Below are 25,888 nucleotides of genomic sequence, written 5' to 3'. Positions count from 1 at the left end.
CGCTCAACTCTCGATACTGGCAGGTTGAGCGAAGTCGAAACCGGATTGAACGGGTACTTTATTTAGTTGCAGTTCCCCCACTGTGCGATTCGATGGTCAAGCCACTGCCCGCTCAGTGTCGTTGGGCTGGGGATTGCCTGACCGACCTGCGGTCAGCTTCCTGAATTCTAGATGCTGATGAGGTGCCACTCAATCAACTCAAACAGACGACCAAGGGGGGCGGTGATTGAGAGCTGGGGCATCTGGTCCCTGTTTGCGCGCAGTGCCGATGTAGAAAACCTGGGTGTTGTCGTCAAATTGGGCTCGAAAGCGGTTAGTTTGCCAGTAATGCCAAAGGGTTTGTAACTGCGCCAGGGGACTGCGCCCGAACAGATCGAATCCCTGGATGTTTACCTCCGAGAATCCGGTTTGCTGGAGCTTTGCCGTCAACTCCTCCGGTGGCACAAACCGTTCCCAATCGTGAAGGCCCTGGGGAATTAGCCGCAACCAATTTTCTAACAGCCAAATCATCAAGAGACGGGACTGCCAGGTGCGGTTGATGGTGTCGAACAAAAACAGGCCACCGGGCTTGAGCACCCGACCAATTTCCGCAATGGTGGCGGGTACACTCTGCACATGCTCCAACACATCGACACAGGTGATGATGTCGAAGCGATCGCTCCCAAATGGCAACTGTTCTGCCACACCCGGGCGATAGTCAATCGTCAGTTCCATCGATCGCGCATGCTCTTGTGCGGCGGCGATGCACGCTGCTGACTGATCCATGCCAGTGACTGCCGCCCCGCGCTGGGCCAAAAATTCGCAAGTATAGCCGCCGCCACAGCCGACATCCAACACCTGGAGACCGCGCCAATCCGGCACGTGTTGATCGAAAAATTGGAACCGCAGGGGGTTCAGCTTACTCAGCGGAAAGATGGTAGCGGTGTCATCCCACCATTGGGCGGCTTGCTGGTCGTAAAATGCGAGATCGTTGCGCACCATTTGGCTTGTGTCTCAGGTTTCGATCATTATCCCTGTCTTTAACGAAGCGAGTGGCCTGGGGCGCACCCTGCGATGCCTGCAAATTCTTGATCCGCCCGCCCACGAAATTATTGTGGTGGATGGGGGCAGTACCGATGCCACTGTCGCGATCGCTGCCCAACATCAGGCCACGGTGATTACCGCGACCCAACGGGGACGGGCTCCACAGATGAATGCCGGGGCAGAGTTAGCGACAGGTGAGATTCTGTGCTTCGTTCACGGTGACACCCTCGTGCCTAACGATGTGGTCACGGTGCTGCGTCAGACCTTAGCGAATCCCGCGATCGCGGGGGGTGGCTTTATCTCCATCATGGCGGGCGCGCAGACCACCCGCTGGGGCCTCACGCTGCACAATGCGCTCAAAACCTACTACGCCCCGCTGATATTTCGGCCCTATCGCTTTTTTCGCAAGGGGCTGCGGGTGCTGTTTGGCGATCAAGTGATCTTTTGCCGCCGTCGCGATTTTTGGACCTGCGGCGGCTTTGATGTCGCCCTACCGATTATGGAAGATGCGGATCTTTGTCTGCGGTTATCTAATTTAGGCCGCATTCGTCAGCTCAATCGGGTGGTGCAAAGTTCCGATCGCCGCGTGGCGCAGTGGGGCAGCCTCAAAGCCAACTTCATTTATTTCGCGATCGGGTCGCTGTGGGCCATGGGGGTGTCGGCGACCTGGCTCAAGCAGTTTTATGACGATGTGCGCTGATTGAGCGCCCAACTGTAGGGCAAAAAATTGACGGTGACGCGATCGGGCAGATCCAGCTCCGGGCGGTGCTGGCTGATGTAGGCAGGGATAGAGTCAGCCACGGTCAACAAGTCCGTTTTGTACCACTGGAAAATCTTGCTGCAGTACAGGATCCGCTGAGTCGCGTCATAGCGAACTTTATCGTCATTGCGGATAAAGCGGCGGGCATCGGCGGTGAGTTGCTCATCTAGTCGAGCCGGTTCATAGGCTTCGGCGCGTAGCAGGGGACAGCCCACCGACGCGCAGACTAAGGCAAAGTGAAGGCGCGGTTCTGAAAACTGCTCCCGCAGCAGGCCATGTTCAATGCCATTGAGGCTCAAGGATTTACCCTCGAGTTGATACACCGGGTGGTTGAAAAATCGGAGAAACGCCCACCAGTTCGGCAAGCCCAGGAAGGTCGGTCGAATCGACGCAATGGGATACGTTTGGAGGACTTGGCGAATCGTCAGCGCGTTGTAGAGATTGATCAGTAACGCGATCGCCTCCTCCCGTCCCAATTGACTGAAGTTATTGGACTGCAACGATTCCAGCCAACTGTTCAACTCCTGACAAGACTCCGACTGCCAGGCCGCATAATCCACCTGGCCACCGTCATTGACATAACGCTTTAGCATGGAATCCCAGGGGGCAAAGTCAGGCATCAGACAGGGTTCTCGGACAACAACACTCAAGGAATTATCCGTGTTTGGCGGCTTAAATCCAATTCGTAATCTAGCCTGGATGTTGGTGAAACGGCTGATTCAGCAACGGTTTCCGACCGTTGAGCAAATTTCGACGGGTCAACTGGCGAGTTGGTTGGCGAGCGATTTGCCACCACCCGTCCTGATCGATGCCCGCAAGCCGAAAGAATACGCCGTCAGCCATTTGCTTGGGGCGCACCATTCACCGACCTTGGCCGCCGTGCAACAGTCAGCAGTGAGCGCTGATGCCGCGATCGTGGTGTATTGCTCGGTGGGCTATCGCTCCGCCCGATTGGCTCAGCAGCTGCAAGATGCTGGCTACACCCACGTTATGAACTTAGAGGGCTCCATTTTTGAATGGCATAACCAAGGTCAGCCTTTGGTCGTTGATGGGGAGCCGACCCAGGCGGTACATCCCTACAATCGCACCTGGGGGATGCTGTTGGAGTCGCCAGAATAAGCCTGCCAGAGGCGTAAATCTTCGGGACGGTCGATGTCACGGAGCGGTTCGAGTAGGGCCACTGAGAGTCCCTGGGCAGCCGCGATCGCGATTGTCTCTGCGAGGACGCAACTTTGCCCCCAGCTAATGTTTTCAAACAAATGGGGTTGGGCCTGCTTAAGACCAATTAAGTAGTAGCCGCCGTCGTGGGCGGGACCGAGCACCACATCATGGTGATTGAGAGCCGTCAGGGATTGGGTGATGTGTCCTTCGTCCAAATCGGGGCAGTCACTCCCGACCATCAAGATCGGCTGTTCCCGCTCCCGAAATCTCTGTAGAAACGCGCTGTGCAGTCTTTCACCCAGATGGCCCGCACTTTGTGGCTTCAACGTCACGCGATCGCCCAACCAATCGTGCATCTGGGCTAAAGAGCCGTCGGCAAAATGCACTTCCAAAGCTAGAGAGGCGCGATCGCAAACACCTCGTAATCGCGCCACCAAAAGCTCGGTCATACAGCGCTGCAACTCAGCCGCCCCAGCGGCCCCCAACGTGGGAATCAGTCGAGTTTTGGTGCGCCCCGGCTGGGGAAATCGGGTCACCATGATGAGGGTGGCGACAGTTGGCGCGATCGTGGTCATGGTTATCCCCTGACGCAAATTCTTTTTCTTTCTCTAAAGTAATACCGTTTGGCGTTGATCAGGCTCAACCGGGAGGATCAGCAGCACTTAGAGAAACGTCAACGCCTTCACCGCAGCCCGGGCCAGGGGAAACGAGTGGTGTTGAAAGACTTTGGCGTTAATGGCGATGCTCTGCTTCTTTTTCGCTGGCTAATTCGTGCATTTTTTGGTCGATCGCCTGGGCGTCTAGTAATCCTTTGTCAGCCAGTAGTTTTTCGCAAGCCATGATCCACTGTTCGTAATAGGTCATGGCACCAGGATCGGCGTTTTCTGTGGCGGCGATCGCCGCTGACAAATACTGGGTCCATTCCGGCCAGGTGCAGTGCTCCAGCGTGGTCAACTGATTCACAATGGCGAAGGCTTTCGCTTCCCAGGGTGCATTAAACACGGGTTCCTGGTCGGCCTTCGACCTGCCAGTACCGGACTGGGAAGGGAGCGGATCTTGGAGAGGTGGCATCGGCATCAAGTGGCCTCTAAATGGTCATCGAATAAATCAATGTGGAGCACGTCCTTGGAAGCAGCGTCTGGCCCCCAGAGTTCCTGCGCCGCAAAGCGCACGCTGTAGACGTACTGAGGCTTGGTTCCTAAACGCTGCCCCATTGTGTCTGGAAAGATGTAAACGCCATGCACTTTAGTGATGGTGCCAATTTTGCCGCGTACATAGCGGGGCAGGCGAGTGTAGGTGATGGGATGCATGACTTTGGCGCGCACAACGTCTCCCACCTGAAATTGGGGTGGGTCATCACTGACGCCACGGCATTCAACGCCATGCTTTAACAGCGCTTTAGCTTGGGAAACACTCATACACTCATTGCTGGTTTCGATAGCCATTGTGCTTATTCTCCTGGTGCCAACTCAGCAATCCGTTGCTCAATTTCGGCGGGGGTGACCAAGTTATGCTCGGTGATCAACCGTTCCAGGGCATACAGCCACCGCTCGTAGTAGGCCGAACTGAGATAGTCTCCCGGAGGCATCCGCTCTGAGGCATGGCGGGTTTCATCCACCGGAAAAAAGTTACAGAAGGTGGCAAAACTCATGGCAAAAACCTTGGCTTCCCATTCCGCATGGAAGACGGGTTCATCCGGTTCGATGGGAATGGGACCCATGCCGTGCATGCCACCCATATCGTGGGGACCGTTCATGGCAGATTCTCCTAAGCGGCAAGGGTGGAAGGCGGTTCCGGGGGCGGCACCTGGGCGGTGCCAATCATGGCGTTGCGGGTGACTAAATCGGCCAGCGCTGCTTCCGACAGGCCCGCAGTCCCCGCAGGCCGCTCGGGCAGCACGAGATAGCGTAAGTCGGCGTTGCTGTCCCAAACTCGAATTTCCACGTCATCGGGAATGTCCAACCCAAATTCTTGCAGTACTTTGCGCGGTTCGATCACGGCCCGCGATCGATAGGCGAAAGATTTGTACCAGGTGGGCGGCAAGCCCAAAATCGCCCAGGGATAGCAGGAGCAGAGGGTGCAAACAATCAGGTTGTGAACTTGAGGGGTATTTTCCACCACTACCATGTGTTCGCTGGAGAACCCCGTCAGGTCAAGTTCGGCGATCGCACTGGTGCCATCAGCGAGCAACCGCTGCTTGTAATCGGCATCTACCCAGGCTTTGGCGACAATGCGTGCCCCATTGTGAGGCCCAATTCGGTGTTCGTAGGCATCGATGATGGTATCCAGGGTCGCCGGATCGACGATGCCTTTTTCGACGAGCAGTGACTCAATCGCTTTGACGCGGAGCGCAATATCGGACTCGGGGCGGTGAGTATGGGCCATGATTTCGCAAACAGTAACGGACATCAATGCGGTAGCAATTGGATGAAAATTCCCCAGAAAGTTTCTGATCAAAACTGGACATTCACAAATAAATAGCCCCCAAAAGACGATAAAACTTAGAGTAGAATTTCAGACTAAAACAATCAACCCTCTGGAATACTTTGATGACAACAATTAAAACCTACACCCACCCATTTGAGCTCCCTTTAGAGCATACAGCCCTGCTTGTTATTGATATGCAAAATGATTTTTGTCATCCCGACGGCTTCAACAGCAGTGAACTCAATCTGAGGTTAGAGGCAGTCAGAGCTATTATCCCATCAATCCAGACTCTTCTGAATTGGTCCCGAAAATTGGGGTTGAAGGTCATTTTCACCCGTGAAAGCCATGCGCCTGATTTGTCTGATTTAACCTTTAGCAAACAACGACGATATGCCAATGCCGGTTCGCCAATTGGCGAATCCGGAAAGATGGGGCGGTTTTTAGTTCAGGGCGAAAAGGGCGTTGAAATCATTGATGAACTGAGCCCCCTTCCCCATGAAATACAACTAGATAAACCGGCTCATTCTTGTTTTGTCAACACCCAGCTTGACCATAAACTCCGCAGTCAAAATATCACTCACCTCCTCATCACTGGTGTCACCACGCAATGCTGTGTGTTAGCCACTTATCGTCATGCCAGCGATTTGGGCTATCACTGCCTGCTGTTGGATGACTGCTGCGCTTCGTTCGATCGCGCCGACCATGATGCCACGATTCACATTCTGCAATCTGAAGGGGGCGTCTTAGGTTGGGTGGCGCATTCTTCAAGGCTTTACCAGATCCCGCTTACCCCTCAAACCGAAACGCTAGATGCCGGTTCTCCGGGGAAAAAACATCAGTGACCGCGGCCTATTTTTGCGAAATGCGCAGACAAAAAGCCAACAAGTTGTTCTATAAGCAAAGAATGACAGTATTTTTTGCGAAAGTTGTACCCTTCACTACAAAACTCATGAGCTGATGCCTTTACTCTCAAAGCCAAGCGGTTGCTGGGTCTATGCCTGATGAGGATTTGGCTCTTGAGCATAGCGACCAGCAATCATCCCTGTTAGTCTCGTCAAGCTTTATAGCGATCGAAGTGTGTGTTCCTATGCTGTCGAAGCGTATTTTGATTCTTTCCGCATTGGGTGCTTTGTTGGTCGGGGGCTGTGGGGCATCGCCCCCCGCAGAAACGACTGAAGCACCTGCGCCAGAGGACGCAGAGGCCGTGCCTGATGATGAATTAATTTCGGTTAAAGCGGGTCACTTAGTGGCGTTGGATATGGCTCCGTTATTCGTAGGAGTTGAATCGGGTTGTTTTGAGCAGAATGGATTGGCGGTGGAGACGGTGTTCTTCACCAATCCGGGCGATAACAATGCGGCCCTGGCTGGTAGCCAGATCGACTTCAGCACTAATCCCTTTACCCTGCCGTTTTTTGCTGCAAATAGCGGTGTGCCCATCAAAACGGTGGCAGCGGCTGGGGGATGGGGCGTCATGCAGGTGATCATTGACAGCGAATACGGCGTTGCGTCCATCGCTGACTTGGCGACTTTGGTCGCCGAAACTCCCGACCAGCCGTTGAAAGTTGCCACCCTGCGGGGCGACACCCTGGAGTTGATTCTGGTGGACGGCTTTGAACAGGCTGGCATTGATCCAGCCGCCTTTGAGATGGTCTATTTTGATGACCTACTGGCGATGGTCGATGCCTTTCGGTTGGGCGAAGTCGATATTCTGAGTCACATCAAGCCTTACACCACGCAGTTTGTCGCCGCTGGTGATGCGAATGTCATCACCGACAATGCTGAAGTCTGGTCGCCCACCACGCCGAACACCGTGGTAAGCGTGTTGGAGAAAACCCTTAACGAGCGTCCTGAAGTGGTGGAAGCTTATATCAAGGGTTTGCAATGTGCCGCAGAGATGATCAATACCGACCCGGAACAAGCGATCGCGCTACTGGCTGATGGTAATTATTACCGAGTGGAAGATGAGGTGTTGCTGACCGCTTTCAACACTCAGCCCGCCCCCATTACCTTTACCCCTGACCTGGATGCCATCCAAACCGTGGTCGATAAGATGGTGCAGCTGGAGTACATCCAGGCGGATGTTCCGGCGCAAGACATTTTCGATGTTTCGATTGTGAAAGAGCTAGAGAAATAGGATGGTGAAGGGCAACTCTGGCTGGTCAAGTGGGATGTCGCGATCGCTGCTGCCCCTGATTTGTGGGGTGATTTCCTGCGCCGTTTTTGTCGGCATTTGGGAAGTCATTGGCGCGAATCCTGAAAACCCCATTGCCCAGGTTTTACCCCCACCCTCTAAGTTTCTGCCGGTGCTCTTTGAGAGCGATTTCAAAATTGGCCTAGGATCTCAGTCGGCCTCCATTCACCAGTCCGTCATCGTCACCTTGATCCGGGTCATCTCGGGCATGACGGTGGCCTTTGTGGGGTCAATTGTGTGTGGTCTGTTAATTAGCCTTTCCAAGTGGTCAGAACTGTTTATCCTGCCCATTTTGGGGCTGATTGCGCCCATTGCGCCCATCGCTTGGGTGCCCCTGGCGTTAGTGGTGTTTGGCGTCAGCAACCTGACGGCGGTATTCATTGTGTTTATGGGGGTCTTTTTTACCCTGACCATTGCCACCGTCGCGGAAATCAAAAGAATCCCCGAAAACTTGTTGGTGACCGCCGAAAATCTTGGGGGCGGCAACTTTGCCCGCTGGAAGTTTGTCATCATTCCTGCCGTTTTGCCCGGCGTATTTACCCTGCTCAGACTCAATTTTATTGCCGCCTGGATGGCCGTTTTGGCGGCTGAAATGACCGGGTTAAGAGATGGTCTTGGCACAGTGGTGATGACTGGCCGTAACCTGTTCAACAGCAATCTGATTCTGCTGGGCATTTGTATTATTGGCATTACTGGATTTGCCGTTGATCGAATGCTGTTGGTGATTCAGAGAAAGTTTTTCTGGTGGAAGATTTGATCGATGAGTAGTCATTCCTCAGCCTTATACGAACGTCAACACCCAGCGATTCTGGCCTGTCAGCAGGTGGCGAAAGCCTTTTATGCCCATCAGCAGTCGCCGTTCACAGCGTTAGAAGGCATTAATCTGGAAGTTGTGAGGGGAGATTTTGTCACGATTTTGGGGCGATCGGGAGGAGGCAAATCAACCCTACTCAAATTATTAGGTGGGTTCATTGCGCCCACTTCAGGACAGGTGCTATTTCATGGGGTGCCGTTGTCGGGCATCACCCCCAAAATCGGCATGGTGTTTCAGGAAAACACCCTGTATCCCTGGTTGACTGTGGAGCAAAACATTGGCTTTGGCTTCAAAGTGCGCGGTAAGCAAAAGCATCAGTATGCTTTGCGGGTGCAGGAAGTGATGGAGCATGTGGGTCTGGCTCCGGCGCGGCACCTTTACCCCCACCAGCTTTCCGGAGGTATGAAACAGCGGGTTTCGATCGCGCGATCGCTGGCCATACAGCCCGATGTGTTACTGCTGGATGAACCCTTTTCGGCCCTGGATATTCAACTGCGGCGGCGACTACAGAAATTTTTGTTGAATATTTGGCAGGAAACTAAAGCCACCATGGTGATGGTCACCCATGACGTGGAAGAGGCGATTTTGCTAGGGCAAAAGCTGATCGTAGTCGGGGGTCAGCCAGGGCAAATCATGGAAGTGGCAGATATCTCTGATCCGGTTTTTAATGATCGGTACGATCGGCATTTTTTAGATCTACAACAACACTTAGAGCGGGTGGTCGGGGAAGAACCCGATGCGATGGAAAATCCCTTCTCATTAGCGATTGTCAAAGGCCATCAAACCACCAGTCACTCCTGACTAATTCGGGCGGGGTATTGAGCCTTGTAGATTTTTAAGATATTTCTAGAATTTAATCCTGTGACGGTATCTTTCTTTTTTAACCAGTTAATAAAGGCGAGTAGGTCTTCATTATCTTTATAAATATACTCCAGCATAATATCGAATTTGCCGGTGACCGCAGACAGGTAACTAATGTTTTCCATGCCGACTAATTGCTCTAAGGACGTGTCAAAGAAACCAGGTTTAACTTTGATTTCTATATAGGCAACATTTTCGTACCTGACCTTGCCGGTATTGATAAAAGCGCTGATGGTGATAATTCCATCATCCAGCAGTCGCTTCATGCGGTATCTAACCGTCGCTTCGGGCGTATTAATTGAGCGAGCAATATCCCGATACGGAATCCTGCCGTTATGCTGTAAAAGCTCAATAATCTTGAGGTCAAGACTATCGATTTCGGGATTTTCTAGATTCTCTATCGCAACATTACCGTTAGTCATCATTACATTAAGTTTTGAAATATCTTGGGACTAGTATAACAGCCACTTTTAATCGACAGAGCCAATATTCCTTGGAAATTTAGATGTTCATCCATAAGGAATTAGATATCTGAATAAAGTATCTTTTAATATGTTTTTTAATATACAGTTTTCGCCCGTTATCTTGCTTATATTTATCTTGGTTGCTCGCAGAAAAAGCGAACCGTGAAAGTTGAATCAACTGCCTTTTTAGAGCTTTTCTATGGAGATGAAATCGTCCCATAGATGGCTTGATTTTTCGGCGTAGACCAGGTGTTCTATGGAGGTTTCTATCTTTGCAAGACTTGATTCCGACCACTGTTTTGACCGGGTATTTAGGGGCTGGTAAGACAACCCTGCTCAACTATATTTTGACGGCTCAGCATGGCAAGCGAATTGCCGTCATTGTCAATGAGTTTGGCGAGGTAGGCATTGATAATCAGCTCGTGATTGATTCTGACGAAGAAATCTTTGAAATGAACAATGGCTGCATCTGCTGCACGGTGCGGAGTGACCTGATCCGCATTGTCAGTAATCTGATGGAGCGGGCTGAAGATTTCGACTACCTCATGATTGAAACGACGGGGTTGGCTGATCCGGCTCCGGTCATTCAGTCCTTTTTTGTGGATGAGGTGATGCGATCGCGCCTCATGTTAGACGCGATTGTTACCGTCGTCGATGCCAAATATATCTGGGAGCATTGGGACAGTAGCGAGGCCCAAGAGCAAATCGCCTTTGCCGATGTGATTTTGCTGAATAAGGTCGATCTGGTGTCGCCGCCCATTCTGGAAGAGTTGGAGCAGCGCATTCGCAGCATGAATGCGATCGCCAAAATTCACCCGACCCAGCATTGCCAACTTTCGCTGGATACGGTGCTGGGCGTCGGTGCCTTCGACCTGAAAAATGCCCTCAGCGTTGATCCCGAGTTTCTCGACGAAGATGCTCATGACCATGACGCCACCGTTGCCTCAATCTCGATTCAGTCATCGGGGGTGGTCAATGGCGATCACTTTAATCGCTGGCTCTATCAGTTAGTGCAGGCCCGTGGCCCTGACCTGTTTCGCATGAAAGGCATTCTCGACATGGACAATGCCGATCGCCGATTCGTCTTTCAAGGGGTCCATATGACCCTGGATGGTCGGCCTGGACGCCCCTGGCAGCCCGGCGAAACTCGGCGAAATGAGCTGGTCTTTATTGGCCGCGACCTAGACAAAGCTGAACTGCAGCGTGGTTTTAGCGAGTGTTTGATGTAACCCCAAAATAATCCAGAACGCAATTTGCCATGAAACAATCCGAAGCTTTAACGATCAGCATCGGCGTACTCGGTGGTGTCGATGTTTTCCTGACCGCAACGGTCATTCCGGTGCCGGTGTGGGTCACGTTTACCGCCTGGGCCTCCTTCTTTATTGTGGGGGGCGGCGTCCGGGGCTTTGTGAAGTCCATTTCTTGCAACATTACCGGCATTATCATTGCCGCCCTCTCATTGTTGGCGATCGATTTGATTGGGCCGAGTCCTCTGGTGGCCGCCATTTGTGTGGGCATTGGCAGCGCCGGTATGGTGCAGGCCTCAAAATTGCCCTTTACCCACGGCATTACCCCAGCGATTGTCTGGGGCTTTTCGCAAACCGTGGGGACGGTGGCGGTCATGGGGGTGCCAGTCACCGCTGCCCTGCCCAACAACCCGGTCTTAATTGCGATCGCCGCCATGATTCTCGGCAACCTGTTCGGCTATCTTTCCGAAGCTTGGGGCAAGGCCATGACGACTTCTGCCGTCGCCACGGCAGGCGAATGACCGGGCTACCTTCGCAGCTAAGCCAATTTTCAACACTCAAATCAGACAGACTCTCGATCCCTTAAATCAAATCAGATACAAGGAGCCATAACGCTGATGAAACTACAGCACAATCTGGGGGGGCTAGAAGGGCTCGACCCCATCAATACCGAAACGCAGGTTTTTGTCGAACCCTGGGAACAGCGCATCTTTGGCATTCACACCGCCATGATGGCGCTCAGCAATCACCTGGGCGACTCGCTGCCCGACTATGCGATCGAGGCAGTGCCCACCGAGTTCAAAAGCTTCTGGACGTGGGGCCACCTCCGCATGGGGGCCGAAGGCATGCATCCCTTTGACTACTTCCGCTTGCGCTATTACGAAAAGTGGCTGGGGGGCATTTCTGGCTTCTTCATCTCAGAGGGCTACATCACCCAAGAAGAACTGGACGCTCGCACCGCTGAATTGCTAGCGGACAGTGAAAAAGCGGCGGCCCCCTTACCGTCTGGAGGGGCAGCCGAAATCGACGCCCAAGTCTTGAAATATTTGCAGGAAGGGGATTCTCCCAAGCGCCCCTTGCCCGAACCGCCGAAATTTAGCGTGGGCGATCGCGTCCGGGTGAAAAACGTCTCACCGGGTGACCATAGCCGCCTGCCCGGTCATCTCAAAGGCTACACGGCGGAAGTCGTGCTGGTGTATGAGGGGGCCTTCACCTATTTCTTCCCGACTGAAGATGGCATTGGCGTCCCGATGCCCGTGTACAGTCTGGCCTTCAAGAATGAAGAGATCTGGCCAGCATCGTTGACTGAGCCGAATGCGCTCTACTACAACGACATTTTCGAAGTGTATTTAGAAGCCGTTTAAGGGGGAAAGCCTAATGCCTAGTAACTATCCAGGATTTGAGTACGGAGCCGATCGCGAAACCGTGAGCGCCGCCAAAGTGAAAGCGCTTGAGTCGTTGTTGATTGAAAAAGGGGTGATCACGGGCGACACCGTGAATAGCATTCTCGGCTATTTTGAAACGGAAATGGGGCCGTTTAACGGAGCCAAATTAGTCGCCCGCGCTTGGGTAGACCCCGAGTTTAAGGCGCGGCTGCTGGCGGATTGTAATGCCGCTTGCGAGGAAATGGACTTCCCGGAAGGCATGTCTGGAGCCGAAGGCGAGCACATGCGCATTGTGGAAAACACGCCCGAGGTGCACAACATCATCGTCTGTACGTTGTGCTCTTGCTACCCCTGGCCCACTTTGGGCCTCCCGCCTTACTGGTTTAAGGATCCGACCTTTCGCGCCCGAGTCGTGCGCGAACCGCGCAAGGTCTTGTCCGAATTTGGCGTGGCGCTCGACGACTCGGTAGAGGTGCGGGTGTGGGACAGCAGCGCCCAGATTCGCTGGTGGGTATTGCCGATGCGGCCCGCAGGCACTGAAGGCATGAGTGAAGCGGCCCTCGCGGCCCTCTTGACGCCAGAGGCCATGATGGGCGTCGCCACCGTCCAGGTTTAACCACTGTAGATGCGGAGTTCAGGGGGCGCATAACGGCCCCGACTCCGCCTAGGGATAGCGAGAAACACGAGCGATGTTTACTAAATTCGAACATTTTGCGGCGACCAGCTTAATGGGTGACCCCGAAGAAGCGCCGCCGCGCCAGGATGGGCACCTGCATTTCGATCGCGATTGGGAAAAGATGGCCTTTGGCGTGGCGATCGCCCTTTCCAAACAGGGCTATTACGAGTGGGAAGACTTTCGCCAAACCCTCATGGCCACGATTAAAGAGTGGGAAACCACCCACGAGTTAGATGACCCGGAATGGGACTACTACCAATGCTGGGTCGCCGCCTTAGAGAAGGTGGTGGTGGCGTCGGGGGTGGTGCAAGCCGGTGAGCTGGCAACGCAAATGGCTCAACTGTTGAACTGTAAGAATTCGGAGGCCTGATTGATGAACCGTAAACCTAATTTCACCCTGGCGACCAAACCCGGGGTCGCGGGAGTCGTGGGTGTGAGTAGCTTAGCGCTGGCGGCTCCGGCCCTGGCGCATCACCCCTTTGGGGGCAGTACGCCGACCACGGCGATCGCCGCCTTTTTATCCGGCTTAGGCCACCCCGTCATTGGTTTAGACCATTTGGCGTTTGTCATCATCGTGGGTCTGCTGGCCGCCGTCATGGGGCTGGGATTAATGATTCCGATCGCCTTTACCGTGGCGGCGCTAGCGGGAACAGGACTCCATCTCATGGGCCTCAACTTACCCCTGCCAGAAGTCATCATCTCGGCATCGGTATTGCTGTTTGGTATTTTTCTGGCGCTCAAACAGCAGCCCTCGACTTACCTGGTGATGGCGCTGACCGCGATCGCCGGACTCTTCCACGGCTACGCCTATGGGGAAGCGATCGTCGGGGCCGATATGGGGCCGTTATTTGCTTATCTGTTGGGTTTCGCCAGCATTCAAATGGTGATCGGTTTAGCGGCCTACACCATTGCCAAACGGCTGCAACCTAGCACTGAAAGCGGTGCCCTCAGTCTACGGTTTGCGGGCTTTGCGTTTGCTGGCATCGGGCTAGCCTTCCTATCGGGAGTGATTTTGGCCTAGCTTTGGCTGACGTATTTGGCGTGACTTAAGCCGCAAGTCACGCCAAATACGTTGATCGGACGCTTAAAGTTGCGAGAGGCGATCGCAGGTGGCTTCGATACTGGCGAGACTGCCCGGATTCACCAGGCCAAAATAATCCAACGTGACCACGGCATTGGTTTGCGTGGCTTGGAGTTGGCTCCAAAAGGGATCGCCCTTGAGCTGCGCCAGCAGATTTTCGCCCGTATCGACGATCAGCAACACCTCGGGGTCAGTGGTGAGCAACTTTTCTTCCGATACGGTGACGTAGCCGTCAAAGGGGCTTTCGCCTTGCAGGTCCGCCGTCAGATTTTGGATGTTGAATTGGGCCAGAAAGTCCCCCGCCCAACTGTCTTTGTTGGGGGACAGCAAGGGTTGACGGCTGACTAAAACGATCGCGCTCGGTGAGGTCGCGGGCGCTTGAGCTAAACAAGCGGCATAGCGGTTGAGCAAGGGTTGGGGATCCGCGCCCAGTTGTTGGGCTAAGTCTCGGGTCAGGGTGGTGAGGCTAGCCCAGTCGGTGACATTGACTGCCAGCGTCGCAACGCCTAATTGTTCTAAACGAGCGAGGGATTTATCGTGAAACCCTTCAGCCCCAATGACCAGATCCGGCTCCAGGGCGACGATCGCTTCTAAATCCGGTTCGGCGCGGCCTTCGCTGACGACCGGGAGTCCGGCAAAGCGATCGTCCTCTCTCAGGATAGGGCTGCCGGGAATGCCCACCAAGACGTCACTATCCAGCGTGTGGATGAGGTCTGAGGTGAGGGTGGTGAGGGTGACGATCGCCTCAATTGATTCTGTCGACTCGGTTGCAGTCGTTACCGTCGGGGTCGCTTCGGGGTTGGCGGTTTCGGGGGTGGGGGTAACGGTTGAGCAAGCGGCGATCGCCCCGACTAAAACGATGCCGATACGGCTGAGTAACCAACGAGCGGTCATGAACGAAATCCTCCAGAGTGATGGAAACGGGTGGGGGGAAATGCATGGGCAGTGCGTTCGGCGTAGCCAACGCACCGCCCGGAATATGGGAGAGCCATGGCACGCTAAAAGCGATAGCTCACCCCAAGGCGGACATTCGTGCCCGGTTGCGAGAACCGTTGAATATCAGGGGCATCGTCGGGTTGATTGCGCACATCGGAATAGACGTAATATTCCGTGTTGAGCAGGTTGTACAGGCCCAGGCTGAGGCCCAAATTGGGTGTGGCATTGTAGCTGCCCACCAAATCCACCAGGGCATAAGCATCGGGCACAAAGGTATCGGCATCCTCAGAGACCCGCGCTTGACCCACAATGGTGCTGATCAATTCAGCCCGCCAGAGGTCATTGGGGGCGCGATAGCGCAATCCGACAACGCCGGTAATCGGGTCGATGGTCTCTAGCGGCTCGTTATCGGTTTGGTTATCGCCCTGGGCAAAGGCGAAACTGCCCAAAATGCTGAAGCCAGACTCGTCCGGACTAAAGCGATATTCTCCGCTGAGCTCGATGCCCCAGATGCTGGCCTCGGCCACATTTTGCGTTTGGAACTGCGTCACCGTTTGCGTGCCCCCCAGCCTCGGCGGCAGAAACGGACAGGGATCGGCGGGCACCAAACAGCGCTCCCCCGCTGCGACAAAGGTTTCGATGAAATTGTCATAGGTGTTGTAAAACCCCGTGACGCCAAAGTTAAAGCGGGGATAATCGCCGCGCACGCCGATTTCAAAGCTGTTGCTGGTTTCTGGCTCCAGGTCGGGATTCGACAGGGTTTCGTATTTGAAGAAGCTGCCCGTCAGGTTGGTGAAGCCACTGTTGATTTCGCTGTAGAGCGGGGCGCGAAAGCCGCGAGCATATTGACCATAGAGGGAGATTTCGGGGCTAGCTTGATAGCGCACCGCCAGGCGTGGGGAGAGGGCAGCGGCATCCAAATCCACTGACTCGGCCCCATTGCGACTGAAATCTGGGTCGGGGTCGGTCTGCAAGTCGTAGTAGTCAAACCGCAGTCCGGCGATGATGTCGAACGGCCCGATCGCGATTTCATCTTGCAGGTAGGCCCCCACCCGCAGGGTATCGCCATCGGGAAAGTCTTTGACCGGAAACACATCCGGCGGAATCACGTTGGTGGACTCGCCCGTAGTCAGGTTGGTTTCGGTGCGATCGCGGGGCCGCGAGTTGAATGTGCTGGAGATATCCAGGCCATAGGTGAGGCGGTGGCGGGCTGTGCCGGTGGTGAAGTCACTGCGGAATTGCACATCACCGCCGTAGCTGTCGGCAATAAAGTCATTCTCGGTTTCGCGAAACACGGACTGGCCGCGAAAAGCCGACCCCGACGCCCGCGTTTCGCGCAGAATTTCGCGGGTGTTGGCAGCTTGGTAAAAGACTTGTCCCCGCGCGTAATTCACCCAGGAGGGACTGTCGGGGTCGTCGTACTCATAAGTCAGGCTGAGGCGAGAGCGATCGATGAGAATGTCTTCCTCTTCCGCCAGGTTGAGGGTCAGATTGCCCTCGGCCTCGTTGCGGCGCGTAAACCGACTGAGATCTTCGGCAATGAAGCTGACCCGGCTCACCGGGCTGAGCTGACCGACAAAATTGCCGTAAAAAGTGGTGCTTTCGGCATCCAGGGAGTCCACGAATTCGCGATCGGCAAACGAATCGGCTTCGCGACCATCCCGCCGACTGACCACCAGCACGAGTTCGTCATCATCTTTCCGAAAAGCCAGGCGACCCACATTGTCAAAGCCGCCCGTTTCACTCAGGAACGTGGTGGACAGATCAGCGGCAAAGTCATCGTCTTTGCCCAGCAAATCGCTGGGTTCCAGGGAGCGATAGGAGACGACCCCCCCTAACGCATCGCTGCCATACAGGGTCGAGGCGGGACCGCGCAGAACCTCGATCGCCTGCACCGTCGCAAAGTCCACAAACTCGCCTCGGCCAAGGTTAAACGGCCCAAACTCAAATCGCTCAGGCAGACGAATGCCGTCCAATTGGAACAGGATGCGGTTGCCTTCCAGACCGCGAATGTTGACATCCTGCAACCCATATTGCGGGTTGTCGCGGACGGACACACCGGGCTCGTAGCGCAGCAAATCGCGCAGATTTTGGAACTGGTAAAACTCCAGATCCTCCAGTTCAAAGACGGTGACGGTGGCGGGCAGTTCGTTAATACGAATCGGGGTACGGGTGCCGGTGACGGTCAGGCGAATGGTGTCGCCGCCGACAAATTCCAACGGCTCTGATTCAGTCTCTTCGGTGTCTTCGGTATCTTCGCTGGCTTGGGCGATGACTGATGCCGCCCTCGTCGCTTCAGGCGACTCGGTTAGCGCTCTGGCCTCGGTGGCAAAGGGGGGCGGCGCTGACGCGGGCAGGCGGTCTACAGCTTGGGGGGCGATCGCGGGGACAGCCTCGGGCGATCGCGCCCCTAACTGAGCGGTCAAGATCGTTGCATCAACGGACAAATGCGACTCATTCTTGTTGACAGCTGTTGCTACAAAATCAGCTATCGACGCTACCGATTGGGCCAAGGATGGCACGTCCGATCGCTGGGAAGATTTTATGCTGCTGGTCTCCGTCTCTTTTGCCAGGTCACTCGCGGATGCCAAGGGGAGGGTGGCCGCGATCGCGGATCGCCTGAACTCCCCGACAAGAGTGCCAGAAACAGCGGCACTAACAAGAAAAATTCTCAATAAACAAGACGACGAATTCATAGGATTCATGGGGCTTCATACCGTAGGCGTAGAGAACAGGTGTGTGAGGAAAGAAGACTGAAACGACGCGGGGCCAGCCAGTCCCGCCACTCGCCTTACATCAGCGTGGGCTGTAAGGGGGCTGACTCTGGGGCCGGCATGGCGGTGGCGAGAGGACAAATCTGTAAGCCGACAGGCGTTTGCATCAGCGCCACCTCAATGTCGAACACTGCGCGTAAATGGTCGGGGGTCAGCATGGCAGCGGGTGGCCCCACATTCCAGAGGTGACCTTGCCGCAGCAGGGCCAGGCGATCGCTGTACCGAGCGGCCAGGTTGATGTCGTGCAGCACCGTGATGATCGATAGCCCTTGTTGCTGATTGAGCCGCTTCAGCAACTCCAACAGCTGGAGCTGATAGTGCAAATCCAGAAAGGTGGTGGGTTCATCCAGCAGCAGCACCTTCGGGGCTTGGGCCAGGGCCAAGGCCAGAAAAGCCCGCTGCCGTTCGCCGCCAGAGAGCGCCGCCACGGGGCGATCGCGGTAGGGCTCCAGTTCGGTCCAGTGCAGGGCGTCGGCCACCTGCGCCTGACCAGCGGCATCCAGCTCCCACTGCCACCAGGGCTGGTGGGGCGATCGCCCCAGGCTCACCAATTGATGCACCGTCAACCCCTCCGGCACAATTTGCTGTTGGGGCAACAGGGCTAACTTGCGCGCCGTTGCCGCTGGTGCCAGTTGGTGAATGTCTCGACCATCCAGTAGAACCACCCCCGCCTGGGGCCGCAGGATGCGACTCATCACCCGCAGCAGCGTCGATTTGCCGGAGCCGTTGGCCCCCAATAGGCTCAGCCATTCCCCCTGGGCCAGAGCTAAGTTGACCGCTTCCACAATGGGGCGATCGCCATAGCCGCCCGCTAAATTGCGCACTTCTAACGGCATGATTAGCGACCTCCGAAGCGACGACGATAGAGCAAAGCAATAAAGACCGGGGCTCCCAGCAATGCCGTAACGGCTCCGACGGGCAGCTCGACCGGGCCAGTGCGTGCTAACAAATCGGCCCCCGCCAGCACCAGGGCTCCCCCCAGCGTGGAAAACGGCAACACCAGTCGATAATCGGTGCCCACCAGCAAACGCACTCCGTGGGGCACAATCAGGCCGACAAACCCAACTAAGCCCGCCATACTGACGGCCCCGGCGGCTAACAAAGTGGCGACGCCGCCAATCAAACAGCGCGATCTCAGTAGCGAGGTGCCCAGCCCCGTGGCCAGGTCATCCCCCAAACACAGCACATTGACTTGACGAGCGAGTAAGCAGCCTGCGATCGCCGCCACCACAAGTCCCGGCCCTACCAGGGTCACCTCGGCCCAGCCGCGACCATTGAGGCTGCCGATGAGCCAGTTCAGCGCCGCCTGAAATTGCCCATCTGGTGAATTGAGCAGCAGCAACGATTGAACGGCCCCAAACAATGAACTGAAAGCGACCCCGCCCAAAATCAGTCGCTCAATGGAAAGGGTCGTGCCCGTCCGGGCGAGCAAATACACCAGCAGCGTCGTGACGACCGCCCCCAGCCAGGCCCCCAAGGGCACCCAAAGCTGCACCAGATTCAGGCCGATCATCAGCACCACCATCAGCCCCGCCCCGGCAGAAATGCCTAATAAAAAGGGACTCGCCAGGCCATTACGCAACATGCCTTGCAGCAGCGCGCCCGAGAGGCCCAACGCCGCACCGACGAGCAGCGCCGCTAACAAGCGGGGCAAGCGCAGATCCCACAAGATGGTGTGGTGAATGTCGCTGCCCTGACGCAAGGCGGCGGCCAGCAATTCAGCGCCGGTCAAAGCCACCGAGCCGTGAGTCAGCGACAAAAAAACGATGGTCAGTAGCCCCAGGAGTAACACGCTGGCCGCTAACGCGACTCGCTGGGAGGAAGGGGGGCGCGTTAGCGCCTGGGGAGAAGGTCGAGTCGTGATGGTCATAGCAGGTTCATGCAGAGGTTGGAGCAGGTCACAGATTAAGGGGTCGATGGCGGCTCGGTGGCGATGCCCAGCTCGACGTGGTCGAGCGATCGCAGGGCATCCATCACGGCAATGACCTGACCGTGATACACCTGCTCATCGGCCTGTAGGGTAACCACCGCCCGTTGGTCAGGGGCGAGTTGGGCCTGCAAGACGGTAGGTAGAGCCGCCAGGGTGATGGGGGTGCGATCGAGGGCCAACGTGCCGTCAGCTTGGAGCGTCACCGTAAAATCCGTCGAACGCTGGGGGATGGCACTGTCGGCTTCGGGTAAATTGACGGGCAACCCTTCGGCTCGCGTCAAAAACAGTGTGGACACAATGAAAAAGGCGAGGATGGCGAAAATCACGTCAATCATCGGCAAGATATTGACTTCCAGAGCCTCTTCGGGGTCGTTATCCCACACGCGCATAGGCTTCTCCTGTTGTCGATGACGGCGCTAAGGTGGCGCGATAGTGCCATTCGTACAAAATTTCGAGTTGGCTGCCGTATTCCTGTAGCAGCGCCACCTGCCGCTTGTACAACCCCCGAAACAAATTCGCGACCAGCAGGGTGAAAATGGCCACCACCATGCCCGCCGCTGTGGAAACCAGCGCTTCACTAATGCCGCCGGTGACGGCGGTTGCATTCGCGCCCACCTCGCCAAGTTGGATGGAGGCGAAGGACCGAATCAGCCCCAAAATGGTGCCGAGCAAGCCCAACAGCGGCGCTACCGCAATGATGGTTTGAAACACGGTGTTAAACCGCTTCAGCAAGGGCAGTTCCGCCTGGGTCGCGCCTTCCAGGGCCAGGCGGAACTGACTCGGAGAGGCCCCGTCCAGCTCTAGCGCTTCTAAAAAAATCCGCGCAATGGGCAAATCCAGATGCTGACGCAACTGTTCATCAGCGGCAGTTGGGTTCGAGCGGTAGGTCTGGAGCAACCCTTTGACGATCGCCCGTTGACGCCGGTGAATGCGAACCCAAAAGACCACTCGCTCTACCGAGAGGGCGATCGCGACGACAGAAAACAGCAGCAGCGGCACCATTACGATGCCCCCAGCCGCTAAGACTTGAGCAATAGACATAGGAATATCGCCCTGCCAGAGGGCGTGAGCAAAATGATGGCAACGCTACCGAGTCCGACAGAATCGGTAGAAAACCTTAAAGGAGACAGTAAGCTTATTGAGAGTTGATGTCAAGTAAAAATATTGAAACTACTCAAGATTGATTCTGGATTGGGATCGTCTGAAAATCTTTGAATTCAGCAAAAACTTGATCTTTGCAGGAGATCAGCCTAGTCTCAAATGAGAATTAAAAGCAACATTAATGAGACTTGACTTCATTAGGGCTTGAGAAATGTCACTTTCTAGAGACTGTGTTGACTATCGCGATCGCCAGCAAGCTCGGACCCAGCGCTGGGTGCTGTGGGGGGTGGTCGGCGCTGTGGGTCTGCATGTGGGTGGCTTGGCCGGACTGCGGTGGTCGCCGTCGGATGCCGCGCAACTCGCCCCTGAAGATCGCATTCAGGTGACGGTATTGCCCAGTCCCGCCGCGATCGCGGAAACAGCCCTTCCGACCCCTGCCGCCAGTCCGGCTAGTGCAACTGCGCCGTCACCGGCCACTCCTCCGAGGGCTACCTCAGCCACCCCAGCCGTTGCCCTCGCACCGGGAAATCCTGCCTCGGATCGCAGTGATGCGGCCCTTCCCAATGCGAGCGAGCTGACTGTCGCTCCCCCGGAACCGGAATCAGCGGCGATCGCGCCGCCCGCCGCCGCCGCCGCCCGCGAAAGCGCCGAGGACACGTCCCTGCCGGAGCCCCTCGAAGATTCCTCCCCGGATGCCGAAGTAGCTGAACCATTGCCGGATTTAGAAGCGATCGCTGACACGTTGCCCATGGCCGACGATGCCCCCCACCCCAACGCCGCCCCCTCGCCAGCTGCTTCTGAAGATGCCATGAGCGGCAACGGCGCAGCCCTAGAGGCGGCTAACGGTAAGCTGACAGACGCATTGAGCCGCCTGTCGGAGCACCGGGAACCGTCCGGGGCAGCGGCCTCCAGCAGCGCCACCGCGCCGACGGGCCATCCGTCAACTCCGGTGGCTCGCAATATCGGCCCCGATCAGGCGGGGCCGGGGGATGCTCCAGCGACCGACAGTTCAGATACCGGCAGCAAGCCCGCCAATGCAGGCGATCGCACCGTGAGTTGCCGCCACTGTCCTCGCCCGGCCTACCCGTCAGCGGCCCTAGACGCCGGAAGCGAAGGTCAGCCCGTGGTGAACGTGCAATTTAGCGCCAATGGCCACGTCATCGGCGTCACCCTAGAACAGTCCAGCGGTCATGCCGAGTTAGATCAAGCCGCCCTCGCCGCACTGCAAAGCTGGCAGTTTGCCACCGGTGGCCAGGGGGGCTCAGTGTCCGTCGAAATTCCCTTTGTGATTGAGGGATCGCAGCGCCATCGCGCCGCCCAACAGCAGGGCGATCGCGAATCGGCCACCGTTAATGCAGACACACCTACAGCAACAACCTCACCCACCCAGCCGCCCGCATCGGCCGCCACCGCCGCCCCAAACTCTAACTCTGATGCTGCCGACAACGCAGCAGAAAACGCAGAAACAGTAGAGGCAACACCAGCCGCACCTCAGGCCGAGGCTTCAGAGAGCGAAACCGTCTCCTCAAATGATGAAGACACCTCCGCAACGGAAAACGATGTAGAGACCCCAGACCCCACCCTCACTGAAGCTGGAGAGGGAACCGCTATCCCAGCCAACGATGAACCAGCCGAGACCAGTCCCTCCGAACCATTGCTCCCGGCGGCAGAGCCGATCGCTGAGCCTACCGCAGCAGACGAAGAGGCGACGGCGGACTAATCAACGGGGGGCACTCCATGTTGGTTTCATCGGCTGAAACGTCCATTCTGTTGCTCAACCTGCCAAGTCGTAACGGCTGCGTTTGCAGTCCCCCAAAAAGAATCGCGGTTAACGTGGCAATGAGTTTGTGGCTCTTCTCCGCTGCCCCGCCACCAGAAGCATTGCCTTGATCGTTTCTCTAGCCTGTCACGTTTACTGACACACTGTCCTTCAGTTAACCAGTGCCCATAATCGATTCATCGTGAAGAAGCTGTTTACAATTGAGTCGGGTATCCTGGTATGGACTCAAGGGGGCAGACTGGTCACGCAACTACACAGCAGGGCTTCACAACTGACGGCACTAGTGTGAGTCTCGATACCACCGTTTGATCAACCAGGTCAAGCTGTGAAGGCGATGATGTGGTCTGTGTCAGGTTAGCGTCCCGATCATGCAGGAGTGTTCGGTAAAGTATTCTAAAAGTCAGGATTGTGACGCCCCTGATCAAAGGCGACCTTAAAGCCGGAATCGGGTGATGAATATTGAGCAAGACCCTGCATCGTGCAGAATTGGCCAGCAGCTGGATAACTGATACACATGTTTAATCGTGTTCTACTAATTATGCTGACATCGGCGGCGACCTGCGGCTTGACGACCGCCGCGATCGCTCAAGATGCCAGAGCCAGCACTCAGGCATGGAGTTCAGGCCCGCTGATGAGCCAGGCGACTGACGACCAGAACGAGGACACGGCACAGCAGCCCTCGGCAGCGGTGCAATCTTTGCAAAACCGTTTATCAGAGTTGGGCTATTACGACGGCTCCGTCACGGGTATTTTCGACTCGGCGACCCGAGAGGCGTTGACCCAGTTTCAACAAGATCAGGGATTGGTGGGTACCGGCATCTTAGATCCCCTGACTCAAGAACGACTCGCGGATCCTAGCGGAGCACAAGCCGCTGCTGCGGCAGACGCTGCTGCTCCCAATGCCCCAGCAGCCTCGCCCACTCTGGATCTCCCTCCTGTCTCTGAAAGTGGTGAGGCGCTTGAGTCTGAGCCTGCGCCCACTGATGCCCCTGCGGCAGAGACCGAAGACGCTACCGGCACCCCTGAAGGTGGAACGACTGATCCCGCCGAGGCAACTACGCCTGCTGAGGGCAGCGGCTTCCCGCTGTTGCTCGTTGCCGGAGCCGTCATTTTGGTAGTGGGTGGCCTGGCGGGCGGAGTGGCCCTCTGGTTGGGCAAGCGACAAGGGCAGCGCGCCGCCCCGAATGATGCCCCCAAGACCGCTGACCCGACTGCACAACCGCCGTCCCCGAGTCAGTCCATGCCTACTCAACCGGAGGCCCCAGCGGGGCACAGTCCTGCCAGCCCGCAAAGTCCCGCATCGGCGACTCAGAACGTGCCGCCGCCGAGCCCATCGCCGCTGGATAACGTGACGGAATCCCGAGTGACGAAGGTCAATATCATTGACGAGCTGATTCAAGATTTGGAGCAGCCGGATCCCGAATTGCGGCGACGAGCGATTTGGGAACTAGGGCAGCGGGGCAACTCGGCCGCGATGCAGCCTTTGGTGAGTCTGCTGACTCAGGTCGATTCGCGGGAACAGAGTTTGATTCTCGCGGCGCTAGCGGAGATCACGAGCCAGACATTGAAGCCCATGAACCAGGCTGTCATGATTGCTTTGCAAAGTGAGGATGCTGAAGTTCGCAAAAATGCGATTCGTGACCTCACCAAGATCTTTGATTCATTCAAGCAATCGGGCAAGATGTTGGGCCATGCCGCCCTGGATGAAGACCCGGATGTGAAACAAACGGCTGATTGGGCCCTTGATCAGTTAAATAAAATGAAGCCGAGTTCCTCCAAGGCGGCGGGTTTTTTGGGGGAAAGCGATCAGCCGCAAAGGCGATTGACGGATGATGGGCACTCATCGTCATAACTCTGGAAGGCTGGTGTTTTCCGGATTTGGCCCTGCGAAGTCACTGCCTGAAGAACTCATGAATCGCGTCGGTTAGTTGGTCGCAGACATCCGCGGTAACAGTTGGATGATGGTGGCAATTCGCTACCATCATGAGGCTAACTGAGTTGCAATTGCCTGGGTGTTATGGACGCTGCTCCGAAGTATCGAATTTTGCTGGTTTCTACGGCGGTTGCGCCTCTGGGGAGCGGCCTCGGTGGTGGGGTGGAACTATTTGTGAAAAATGCGGTGCAAGGGTTGCAGCAACGCGGTCATCGAGTAACAGTCGTGGCTCCGGCCCGATCGCTACTGGAGAATTGCGATCGCCTGGTGCAAATCGACGGTCAGCTACAGCCGACAGCGCACACGAGCGATCGCGAGACGCCGATTGTGATGCCCCAGTCATCGGTAATATCGGCCATGATGGCGTATGCCCAGCAGGTGCAGGCGGATTACGATGTGCTGTTGCATTTTTGCTATGACTGGCTGCCGTTTTATCTCACCCCGTTCTTGCAAATCCCGATCGCGCACTACGTCAGCATGGGCTCGTTGACCGACGCGATGGATGCCGTGATTGCGCAAGTGACCACGCAGTTTCCCGGCACGGTGGGGGTGTGTACCCAGGCGCAAGCGGCGACCTTGCCCCAGGCTGAGACGTATCGGCCCATTGGCAGTGCGGTCGATTTGGCGCTTTACGACTTTTGTGCGGTACCGGGGCCAGCCCTCGGCTGGATGGGGCGCATTTCCCCAGAGAAGGGGCTCGAAGACGCGATCGCCGCCGCGCAAGCGACCCAAATTCCTCTCAAGATTCTCGGCAAGTTAGAAGACCGGGGGTATTGGGAGCATTTGCAGACGACCTATCCTGAGGCCCCGATTCAGTATCTGGGCTTTTTGGATACGCGCGGCTTGCAGGCCGAGATTCGTGACTGTCGTGCCCTCTTGATGACCCCTAAATGGGTTGAGGCATTTGGCAATGTGGCGATCGAAGCCCTGGCCTGCGGGGTGCCGGTGATTGCCTATCGTCGCGGCGGCCCCACCGAAATCGTTCGCCAGGGCCAAACTGGCTGGCTGGTAGAACCCGATAGCGTGGCGGGATTAGTCGAGGCGATCGCCCAGATTGATCAACTGGATCGTCGCGCCTGTCGCCAACAGGCCGAAGCCGAATATTCGCTCGCCGCCTTGGCCCAGAGCTACGAGCAGTGGTTTCACGACATTTTGTCTCGCGGTCTGACCTGAGTGAGTATGGATGGTCGGTAAAGCTTGATGCACGCCTGAGGGGGCAGAGGGCTGGACGTTACGTTGGCATCGGCCTGGGCTCAGCAATCTGACTTTAGGGACTTGCGCGCAAAAAAGATCCCCATGAACCGAGTTTCGACTCCGCTCAACTCTCGATACTGGTAGGTTGAG

30 protein-coding genes are annotated in these 25,888 nt (G+C 56.1%); 16 read left to right on the top strand and 14 right to left on the bottom strand.

The features are described from left to right. Positions 1 to 198 precede the first annotated feature (198 nt). Positions 199 to 981: a bifunctional 2-polyprenyl-6-hydroxyphenol methylase/3-demethylubiquinol 3-O-methyltransferase UbiG gene (ubiG, locus tag JUK32_RS06420; protein ID WP_204138020.1), complete on the bottom strand. Its 783-nt coding sequence runs from the start codon at positions 979 to 981 to the stop codon at positions 199 to 201. Positions 982 to 988: 7 nt separating this feature from the next. Here ubiG and JUK32_RS06415 point away from each other — a divergent pair, with 7 nt between their 5' ends. Next, complete coding sequence (locus JUK32_RS06415; RefSeq protein WP_204138019.1) at positions 989 to 1,723, top strand: TIGR04283 family arsenosugar biosynthesis glycosyltransferase; 735 nt, start codon at positions 989 to 991, stop codon at positions 1,721 to 1,723. On the opposite strand, the gene JUK32_RS06410 is transcribed toward JUK32_RS06415, so the two are convergent. Further along, positions 1,705 to 2,433 (bottom strand): DUF547 domain-containing protein, encoded by a 729-nt coding sequence (locus tag JUK32_RS06410; RefSeq protein WP_239112380.1) that lies wholly within the window; start codon positions 2,431 to 2,433, stop codon positions 1,705 to 1,707. The genes JUK32_RS06415 and JUK32_RS06410 overlap by 19 nt on opposite strands. A 10-nt stretch (positions 2,434 to 2,443) precedes the next feature. Between JUK32_RS06410 and JUK32_RS06405 the strand changes: the two genes are divergently transcribed. After that, a complete protein-coding gene (locus tag JUK32_RS06405; protein ID WP_204138018.1) occupies positions 2,444 to 2,902 on the top strand; it encodes a rhodanese-like domain-containing protein in 459 nt (152 codons plus the stop codon). Here the strand turns inward: JUK32_RS06405 and JUK32_RS06400 are convergent. From JUK32_RS06400 to nthA (JUK32_RS06380), 5 genes are all read right to left on the bottom strand, one after another. Continuing rightward, positions 2,860 to 3,519, bottom strand: a complete 660-nt coding sequence (locus tag JUK32_RS06400; RefSeq protein ID WP_204138017.1) for a TIGR04282 family arsenosugar biosynthesis glycosyltransferase — start codon at positions 3,517 to 3,519, stop codon at positions 2,860 to 2,862. The two genes, JUK32_RS06405 and JUK32_RS06400, sit on opposite strands and share 43 nt — an antisense overlap. 157 nt (positions 3,520 to 3,676) lie before the next feature. Continuing rightward, the gene (locus tag JUK32_RS06395; RefSeq protein ID WP_204138016.1) at positions 3,677 to 4,021 is read right to left on the bottom strand and encodes a nitrile hydratase accessory protein; all 345 of its coding nucleotides are present in this window, start codon (positions 4,019 to 4,021) and stop codon (positions 3,677 to 3,679) included. Next, positions 4,021 to 4,389, bottom strand: coding sequence for an SH3-like domain-containing protein (locus JUK32_RS27960; protein WP_204138015.1), 369 nt, complete (start codon positions 4,387 to 4,389; stop codon positions 4,021 to 4,023). Before JUK32_RS27960 ends, JUK32_RS06395 begins: the two co-directional genes overlap by 1 nt. A 5-nt stretch (positions 4,390 to 4,394) precedes the next feature. Further along, positions 4,395 to 4,700, bottom strand: a complete 306-nt coding sequence (locus tag JUK32_RS27955) for an SH3-like domain-containing protein (protein ID WP_204138014.1) — start codon at positions 4,698 to 4,700, stop codon at positions 4,395 to 4,397. A gap of 11 nt (positions 4,701 to 4,711) precedes the next feature. Further along, entirely contained in the window at positions 4,712 to 5,329 is a 618-nt protein-coding gene (gene nthA / locus JUK32_RS06380; RefSeq protein ID WP_204138021.1) for a nitrile hydratase subunit alpha, read from the bottom strand. A gap of 164 nt (positions 5,330 to 5,493) precedes the next feature. Between nthA (JUK32_RS06380) and JUK32_RS06375 the strand changes: the two genes are divergently transcribed. From JUK32_RS06375 to JUK32_RS06360, 4 genes are all read left to right on the top strand, one after another. Continuing rightward, the gene (locus tag JUK32_RS06375; RefSeq protein ID WP_204138013.1) at positions 5,494 to 6,213 is read left to right on the top strand and encodes a cysteine hydrolase family protein; all 720 of its coding nucleotides are present in this window, start codon (positions 5,494 to 5,496) and stop codon (positions 6,211 to 6,213) included. Positions 6,214 to 6,458: 245 nt separating this feature from the next. Next, the gene (locus tag JUK32_RS06370) at positions 6,459 to 7,505 is read left to right on the top strand and encodes an ABC transporter substrate-binding protein (RefSeq protein WP_204138012.1); all 1,047 of its coding nucleotides are present in this window, start codon (positions 6,459 to 6,461) and stop codon (positions 7,503 to 7,505) included. A 1-nt stretch (position 7,506) separates the two neighbouring features. Beyond that, a complete protein-coding gene (locus JUK32_RS06365) occupies positions 7,507 to 8,319 on the top strand; it encodes an ABC transporter permease (protein ID WP_204138011.1) in 813 nt (270 codons plus the stop codon). A 3-nt stretch (positions 8,320 to 8,322) separates the two neighbouring features. Beyond that, positions 8,323 to 9,177, top strand: a complete 855-nt coding sequence (locus JUK32_RS06360; RefSeq protein WP_204138010.1) for an ABC transporter ATP-binding protein — start codon at positions 8,323 to 8,325, stop codon at positions 9,175 to 9,177. Here the strand turns inward: JUK32_RS06360 and JUK32_RS06355 are convergent. Next, positions 9,168 to 9,662, bottom strand: a complete 495-nt coding sequence (locus JUK32_RS06355; RefSeq protein WP_204138009.1) for an Lrp/AsnC family transcriptional regulator — start codon at positions 9,660 to 9,662, stop codon at positions 9,168 to 9,170. The genes JUK32_RS06360 and JUK32_RS06355 overlap by 10 nt on opposite strands. A gap of 311 nt (positions 9,663 to 9,973) precedes the next feature. Here JUK32_RS06355 and JUK32_RS06350 point away from each other — a divergent pair, with 311 nt between their 5' ends. From JUK32_RS06350 to JUK32_RS06325, 6 genes are all read left to right on the top strand, one after another. Next, complete coding sequence (locus tag JUK32_RS06350) at positions 9,974 to 10,930, top strand: GTP-binding protein (protein WP_204138008.1); 957 nt, start codon at positions 9,974 to 9,976, stop codon at positions 10,928 to 10,930. 29 nt (positions 10,931 to 10,959) lie between these two features. Further along, positions 10,960 to 11,469 (top strand): DUF1097 domain-containing protein, encoded by a 510-nt coding sequence (locus JUK32_RS06345; protein WP_204138007.1) that lies wholly within the window; start codon positions 10,960 to 10,962, stop codon positions 11,467 to 11,469. A gap of 96 nt (positions 11,470 to 11,565) precedes the next feature. Continuing rightward, the gene (gene nthB, locus JUK32_RS06340; RefSeq protein WP_204138006.1) at positions 11,566 to 12,312 is read left to right on the top strand and encodes a nitrile hydratase subunit beta; all 747 of its coding nucleotides are present in this window, start codon (positions 11,566 to 11,568) and stop codon (positions 12,310 to 12,312) included. 13 nt (positions 12,313 to 12,325) lie between these two features. Then, positions 12,326 to 12,949, top strand: a complete 624-nt coding sequence (gene nthA / locus JUK32_RS06335; RefSeq protein WP_204138005.1) for a nitrile hydratase subunit alpha — start codon at positions 12,326 to 12,328, stop codon at positions 12,947 to 12,949. A 73-nt stretch (positions 12,950 to 13,022) separates the two neighbouring features. Further along, entirely contained in the window at positions 13,023 to 13,379 is a 357-nt protein-coding gene (locus JUK32_RS06330; RefSeq protein WP_204138004.1) for a nitrile hydratase accessory protein, read from the top strand. A 3-nt stretch (positions 13,380 to 13,382) separates the two neighbouring features. After that, complete coding sequence (locus JUK32_RS06325; protein WP_204138003.1) at positions 13,383 to 14,030, top strand: HupE/UreJ family protein; 648 nt, start codon at positions 13,383 to 13,385, stop codon at positions 14,028 to 14,030. Positions 14,031 to 14,093: 63 nt separating this feature from the next. On the opposite strand, the gene JUK32_RS06320 is transcribed toward JUK32_RS06325, so the two are convergent. Continuing rightward, positions 14,094 to 14,984 (bottom strand): ABC transporter substrate-binding protein, encoded by an 891-nt coding sequence (locus JUK32_RS06320; protein WP_204138002.1) that lies wholly within the window; start codon positions 14,982 to 14,984, stop codon positions 14,094 to 14,096. Between the two features lie 104 nt (positions 14,985 to 15,088). After that, complete coding sequence (locus JUK32_RS06315; protein ID WP_204138001.1) at positions 15,089 to 17,473, bottom strand: TonB-dependent hemoglobin/transferrin/lactoferrin family receptor; 2,385 nt, start codon at positions 17,471 to 17,473, stop codon at positions 15,089 to 15,091. A gap of 13 nt (positions 17,474 to 17,486) precedes the next feature. Here JUK32_RS06315 and JUK32_RS06310 point away from each other — a divergent pair, with 13 nt between their 5' ends. Beyond that, a complete protein-coding gene (locus tag JUK32_RS06310) occupies positions 17,487 to 17,783 on the top strand; it encodes a hypothetical protein (protein ID WP_204138000.1) in 297 nt (98 codons plus the stop codon). Between the two features lie 34 nt (positions 17,784 to 17,817). Here the strand turns inward: JUK32_RS06310 and JUK32_RS06305 are convergent, their stop codons facing one another. The 4 genes from JUK32_RS06305 to JUK32_RS06290 are packed head-to-tail and all read right to left on the bottom strand — an operon-like array spanning position 17,818 to position 20,771. Further along, positions 17,818 to 18,636 (bottom strand): ABC transporter ATP-binding protein, encoded by an 819-nt coding sequence (locus JUK32_RS06305; RefSeq protein ID WP_204137999.1) that lies wholly within the window; start codon positions 18,634 to 18,636, stop codon positions 17,818 to 17,820. A 2-nt stretch (positions 18,637 to 18,638) separates the two neighbouring features. After that, positions 18,639 to 19,670, bottom strand: coding sequence for an iron ABC transporter permease (locus JUK32_RS06300; protein WP_204137998.1), 1,032 nt, complete (start codon positions 19,668 to 19,670; stop codon positions 18,639 to 18,641). 35 nt (positions 19,671 to 19,705) lie between these two features. Next, entirely contained in the window at positions 19,706 to 20,119 is a 414-nt protein-coding gene (locus tag JUK32_RS06295) for a biopolymer transporter ExbD (RefSeq protein ID WP_204137997.1), read from the bottom strand. Beyond that, on the bottom strand, positions 20,103 to 20,771 hold the full coding sequence (locus JUK32_RS06290) for a MotA/TolQ/ExbB proton channel family protein (protein ID WP_204137996.1): 669 nt from the start codon (positions 20,769 to 20,771) through the stop codon (positions 20,103 to 20,105). Before JUK32_RS06290 ends, JUK32_RS06295 begins: the two co-directional genes overlap by 17 nt. 271 nt (positions 20,772 to 21,042) lie before the next feature. Here JUK32_RS06290 and JUK32_RS06285 point away from each other — a divergent pair, with 271 nt between their 5' ends. From JUK32_RS06285 to JUK32_RS06275, 3 genes are all read left to right on the top strand, one after another. Beyond that, positions 21,043 to 22,551: a TonB family protein gene (locus JUK32_RS06285; protein ID WP_204137995.1), complete on the top strand. Its 1,509-nt coding sequence runs from the start codon at positions 21,043 to 21,045 to the stop codon at positions 22,549 to 22,551. A 574-nt stretch (positions 22,552 to 23,125) separates the two neighbouring features. Then, positions 23,126 to 24,463, top strand: coding sequence for a peptidoglycan-binding protein (locus JUK32_RS06280; protein WP_204137994.1), 1,338 nt, complete (start codon positions 23,126 to 23,128; stop codon positions 24,461 to 24,463). Positions 24,464 to 24,628: 165 nt separating this feature from the next. Next, entirely contained in the window at positions 24,629 to 25,717 is a 1,089-nt protein-coding gene (locus JUK32_RS06275) for a glycosyltransferase family 4 protein (RefSeq protein ID WP_204137993.1), read from the top strand. Positions 25,718 to 25,888: the final 171 nt, after the last annotated feature.

Source organism: Halomicronema sp. CCY15110 (genome assembly GCF_016888165.1).
Lineage (GTDB): Bacteria > Cyanobacteriota > Cyanobacteriia > Phormidesmidales > Phormidesmidaceae > Halomicronema.
The sequence above is the reverse complement of the archived record's forward strand: the minus strand, read 5'-3'. Positions and strand labels throughout refer to the sequence as shown.

What these genes read in the sequence shown, in the direction of transcription:
- JUK32_RS06365 (WP_204138011.1), top strand. Translation starts at nt 7,507, where the DNA reads ATGGTGAAGGGCAACTCTGGCTGGTCAAGTGGGATGTCGCGATCGCTG.
- JUK32_RS06345 (WP_204138007.1), top strand. Translation starts at nt 10,960, where the DNA reads ATGAAACAATCCGAAGCTTTAACGATCAGCATCGGCGTACTCGGTGGT.
- JUK32_RS06370 (WP_204138012.1), top strand. Translation starts at nt 6,459, where the DNA reads ATGCTGTCGAAGCGTATTTTGATTCTTTCCGCATTGGGTGCTTTGTTG.
- ubiG (WP_204138020.1), bottom strand. Translation starts at nt 981, where the DNA reads ATGGTGCGCAACGATCTCGCATTTTACGACCAGCAAGCCGCCCAATGG.
- JUK32_RS06290 (WP_204137996.1), bottom strand. Translation starts at nt 20,771, where the DNA reads ATGTCTATTGCTCAAGTCTTAGCGGCTGGGGGCATCGTAATGGTGCCG.
- nthB (WP_204138006.1), top strand. Translation starts at nt 11,566, where the DNA reads ATGAAACTACAGCACAATCTGGGGGGGCTAGAAGGGCTCGACCCCATC.
- JUK32_RS06320 (WP_204138002.1), bottom strand. Translation starts at nt 14,984, where the DNA reads ATGACCGCTCGTTGGTTACTCAGCCGTATCGGCATCGTTTTAGTCGGG.
- JUK32_RS06355 (WP_204138009.1), bottom strand. Translation starts at nt 9,662, where the DNA reads ATGATGACTAACGGTAATGTTGCGATAGAGAATCTAGAAAATCCCGAA.
- JUK32_RS06280 (WP_204137994.1), top strand. Translation starts at nt 23,126, where the DNA reads ATGTTTAATCGTGTTCTACTAATTATGCTGACATCGGCGGCGACCTGC.
- JUK32_RS06400 (WP_204138017.1), bottom strand. Translation starts at nt 3,519, where the DNA reads ATGACCACGATCGCGCCAACTGTCGCCACCCTCATCATGGTGACCCGA.
- JUK32_RS06375 (WP_204138013.1), top strand. Translation starts at nt 5,494, where the DNA reads ATGACAACAATTAAAACCTACACCCACCCATTTGAGCTCCCTTTAGAG.
- JUK32_RS06360 (WP_204138010.1), top strand. Translation starts at nt 8,323, where the DNA reads ATGAGTAGTCATTCCTCAGCCTTATACGAACGTCAACACCCAGCGATT.
- JUK32_RS06300 (WP_204137998.1), bottom strand. Translation starts at nt 19,670, where the DNA reads ATGACCATCACGACTCGACCTTCTCCCCAGGCGCTAACGCGCCCCCCT.
- JUK32_RS06295 (WP_204137997.1), bottom strand. Translation starts at nt 20,119, where the DNA reads ATGCGCGTGTGGGATAACGACCCCGAAGAGGCTCTGGAAGTCAATATC.
- JUK32_RS06275 (WP_204137993.1), top strand. Translation starts at nt 24,629, where the DNA reads ATGGACGCTGCTCCGAAGTATCGAATTTTGCTGGTTTCTACGGCGGTT.
- JUK32_RS06395 (WP_204138016.1), bottom strand. Translation starts at nt 4,021, where the DNA reads ATGCCGATGCCACCTCTCCAAGATCCGCTCCCTTCCCAGTCCGGTACT.
- JUK32_RS06305 (WP_204137999.1), bottom strand. Translation starts at nt 18,636, where the DNA reads ATGCCGTTAGAAGTGCGCAATTTAGCGGGCGGCTATGGCGATCGCCCC.
- JUK32_RS06325 (WP_204138003.1), top strand. Translation starts at nt 13,383, where the DNA reads ATGAACCGTAAACCTAATTTCACCCTGGCGACCAAACCCGGGGTCGCG.
- JUK32_RS06285 (WP_204137995.1), top strand. Translation starts at nt 21,043, where the DNA reads ATGTCACTTTCTAGAGACTGTGTTGACTATCGCGATCGCCAGCAAGCT.
- nthA (WP_204138021.1), bottom strand. Translation starts at nt 5,329, where the DNA reads ATGGCCCATACTCACCGCCCCGAGTCCGATATTGCGCTCCGCGTCAAA.
- nthA (WP_204138005.1), top strand. Translation starts at nt 12,326, where the DNA reads ATGCCTAGTAACTATCCAGGATTTGAGTACGGAGCCGATCGCGAAACC.
- JUK32_RS27955 (WP_204138014.1), bottom strand. Translation starts at nt 4,700, where the DNA reads ATGAACGGTCCCCACGATATGGGTGGCATGCACGGCATGGGTCCCATT.
- JUK32_RS27960 (WP_204138015.1), bottom strand. Translation starts at nt 4,389, where the DNA reads ATGGCTATCGAAACCAGCAATGAGTGTATGAGTGTTTCCCAAGCTAAA.
- JUK32_RS06330 (WP_204138004.1), top strand. Translation starts at nt 13,023, where the DNA reads ATGTTTACTAAATTCGAACATTTTGCGGCGACCAGCTTAATGGGTGAC.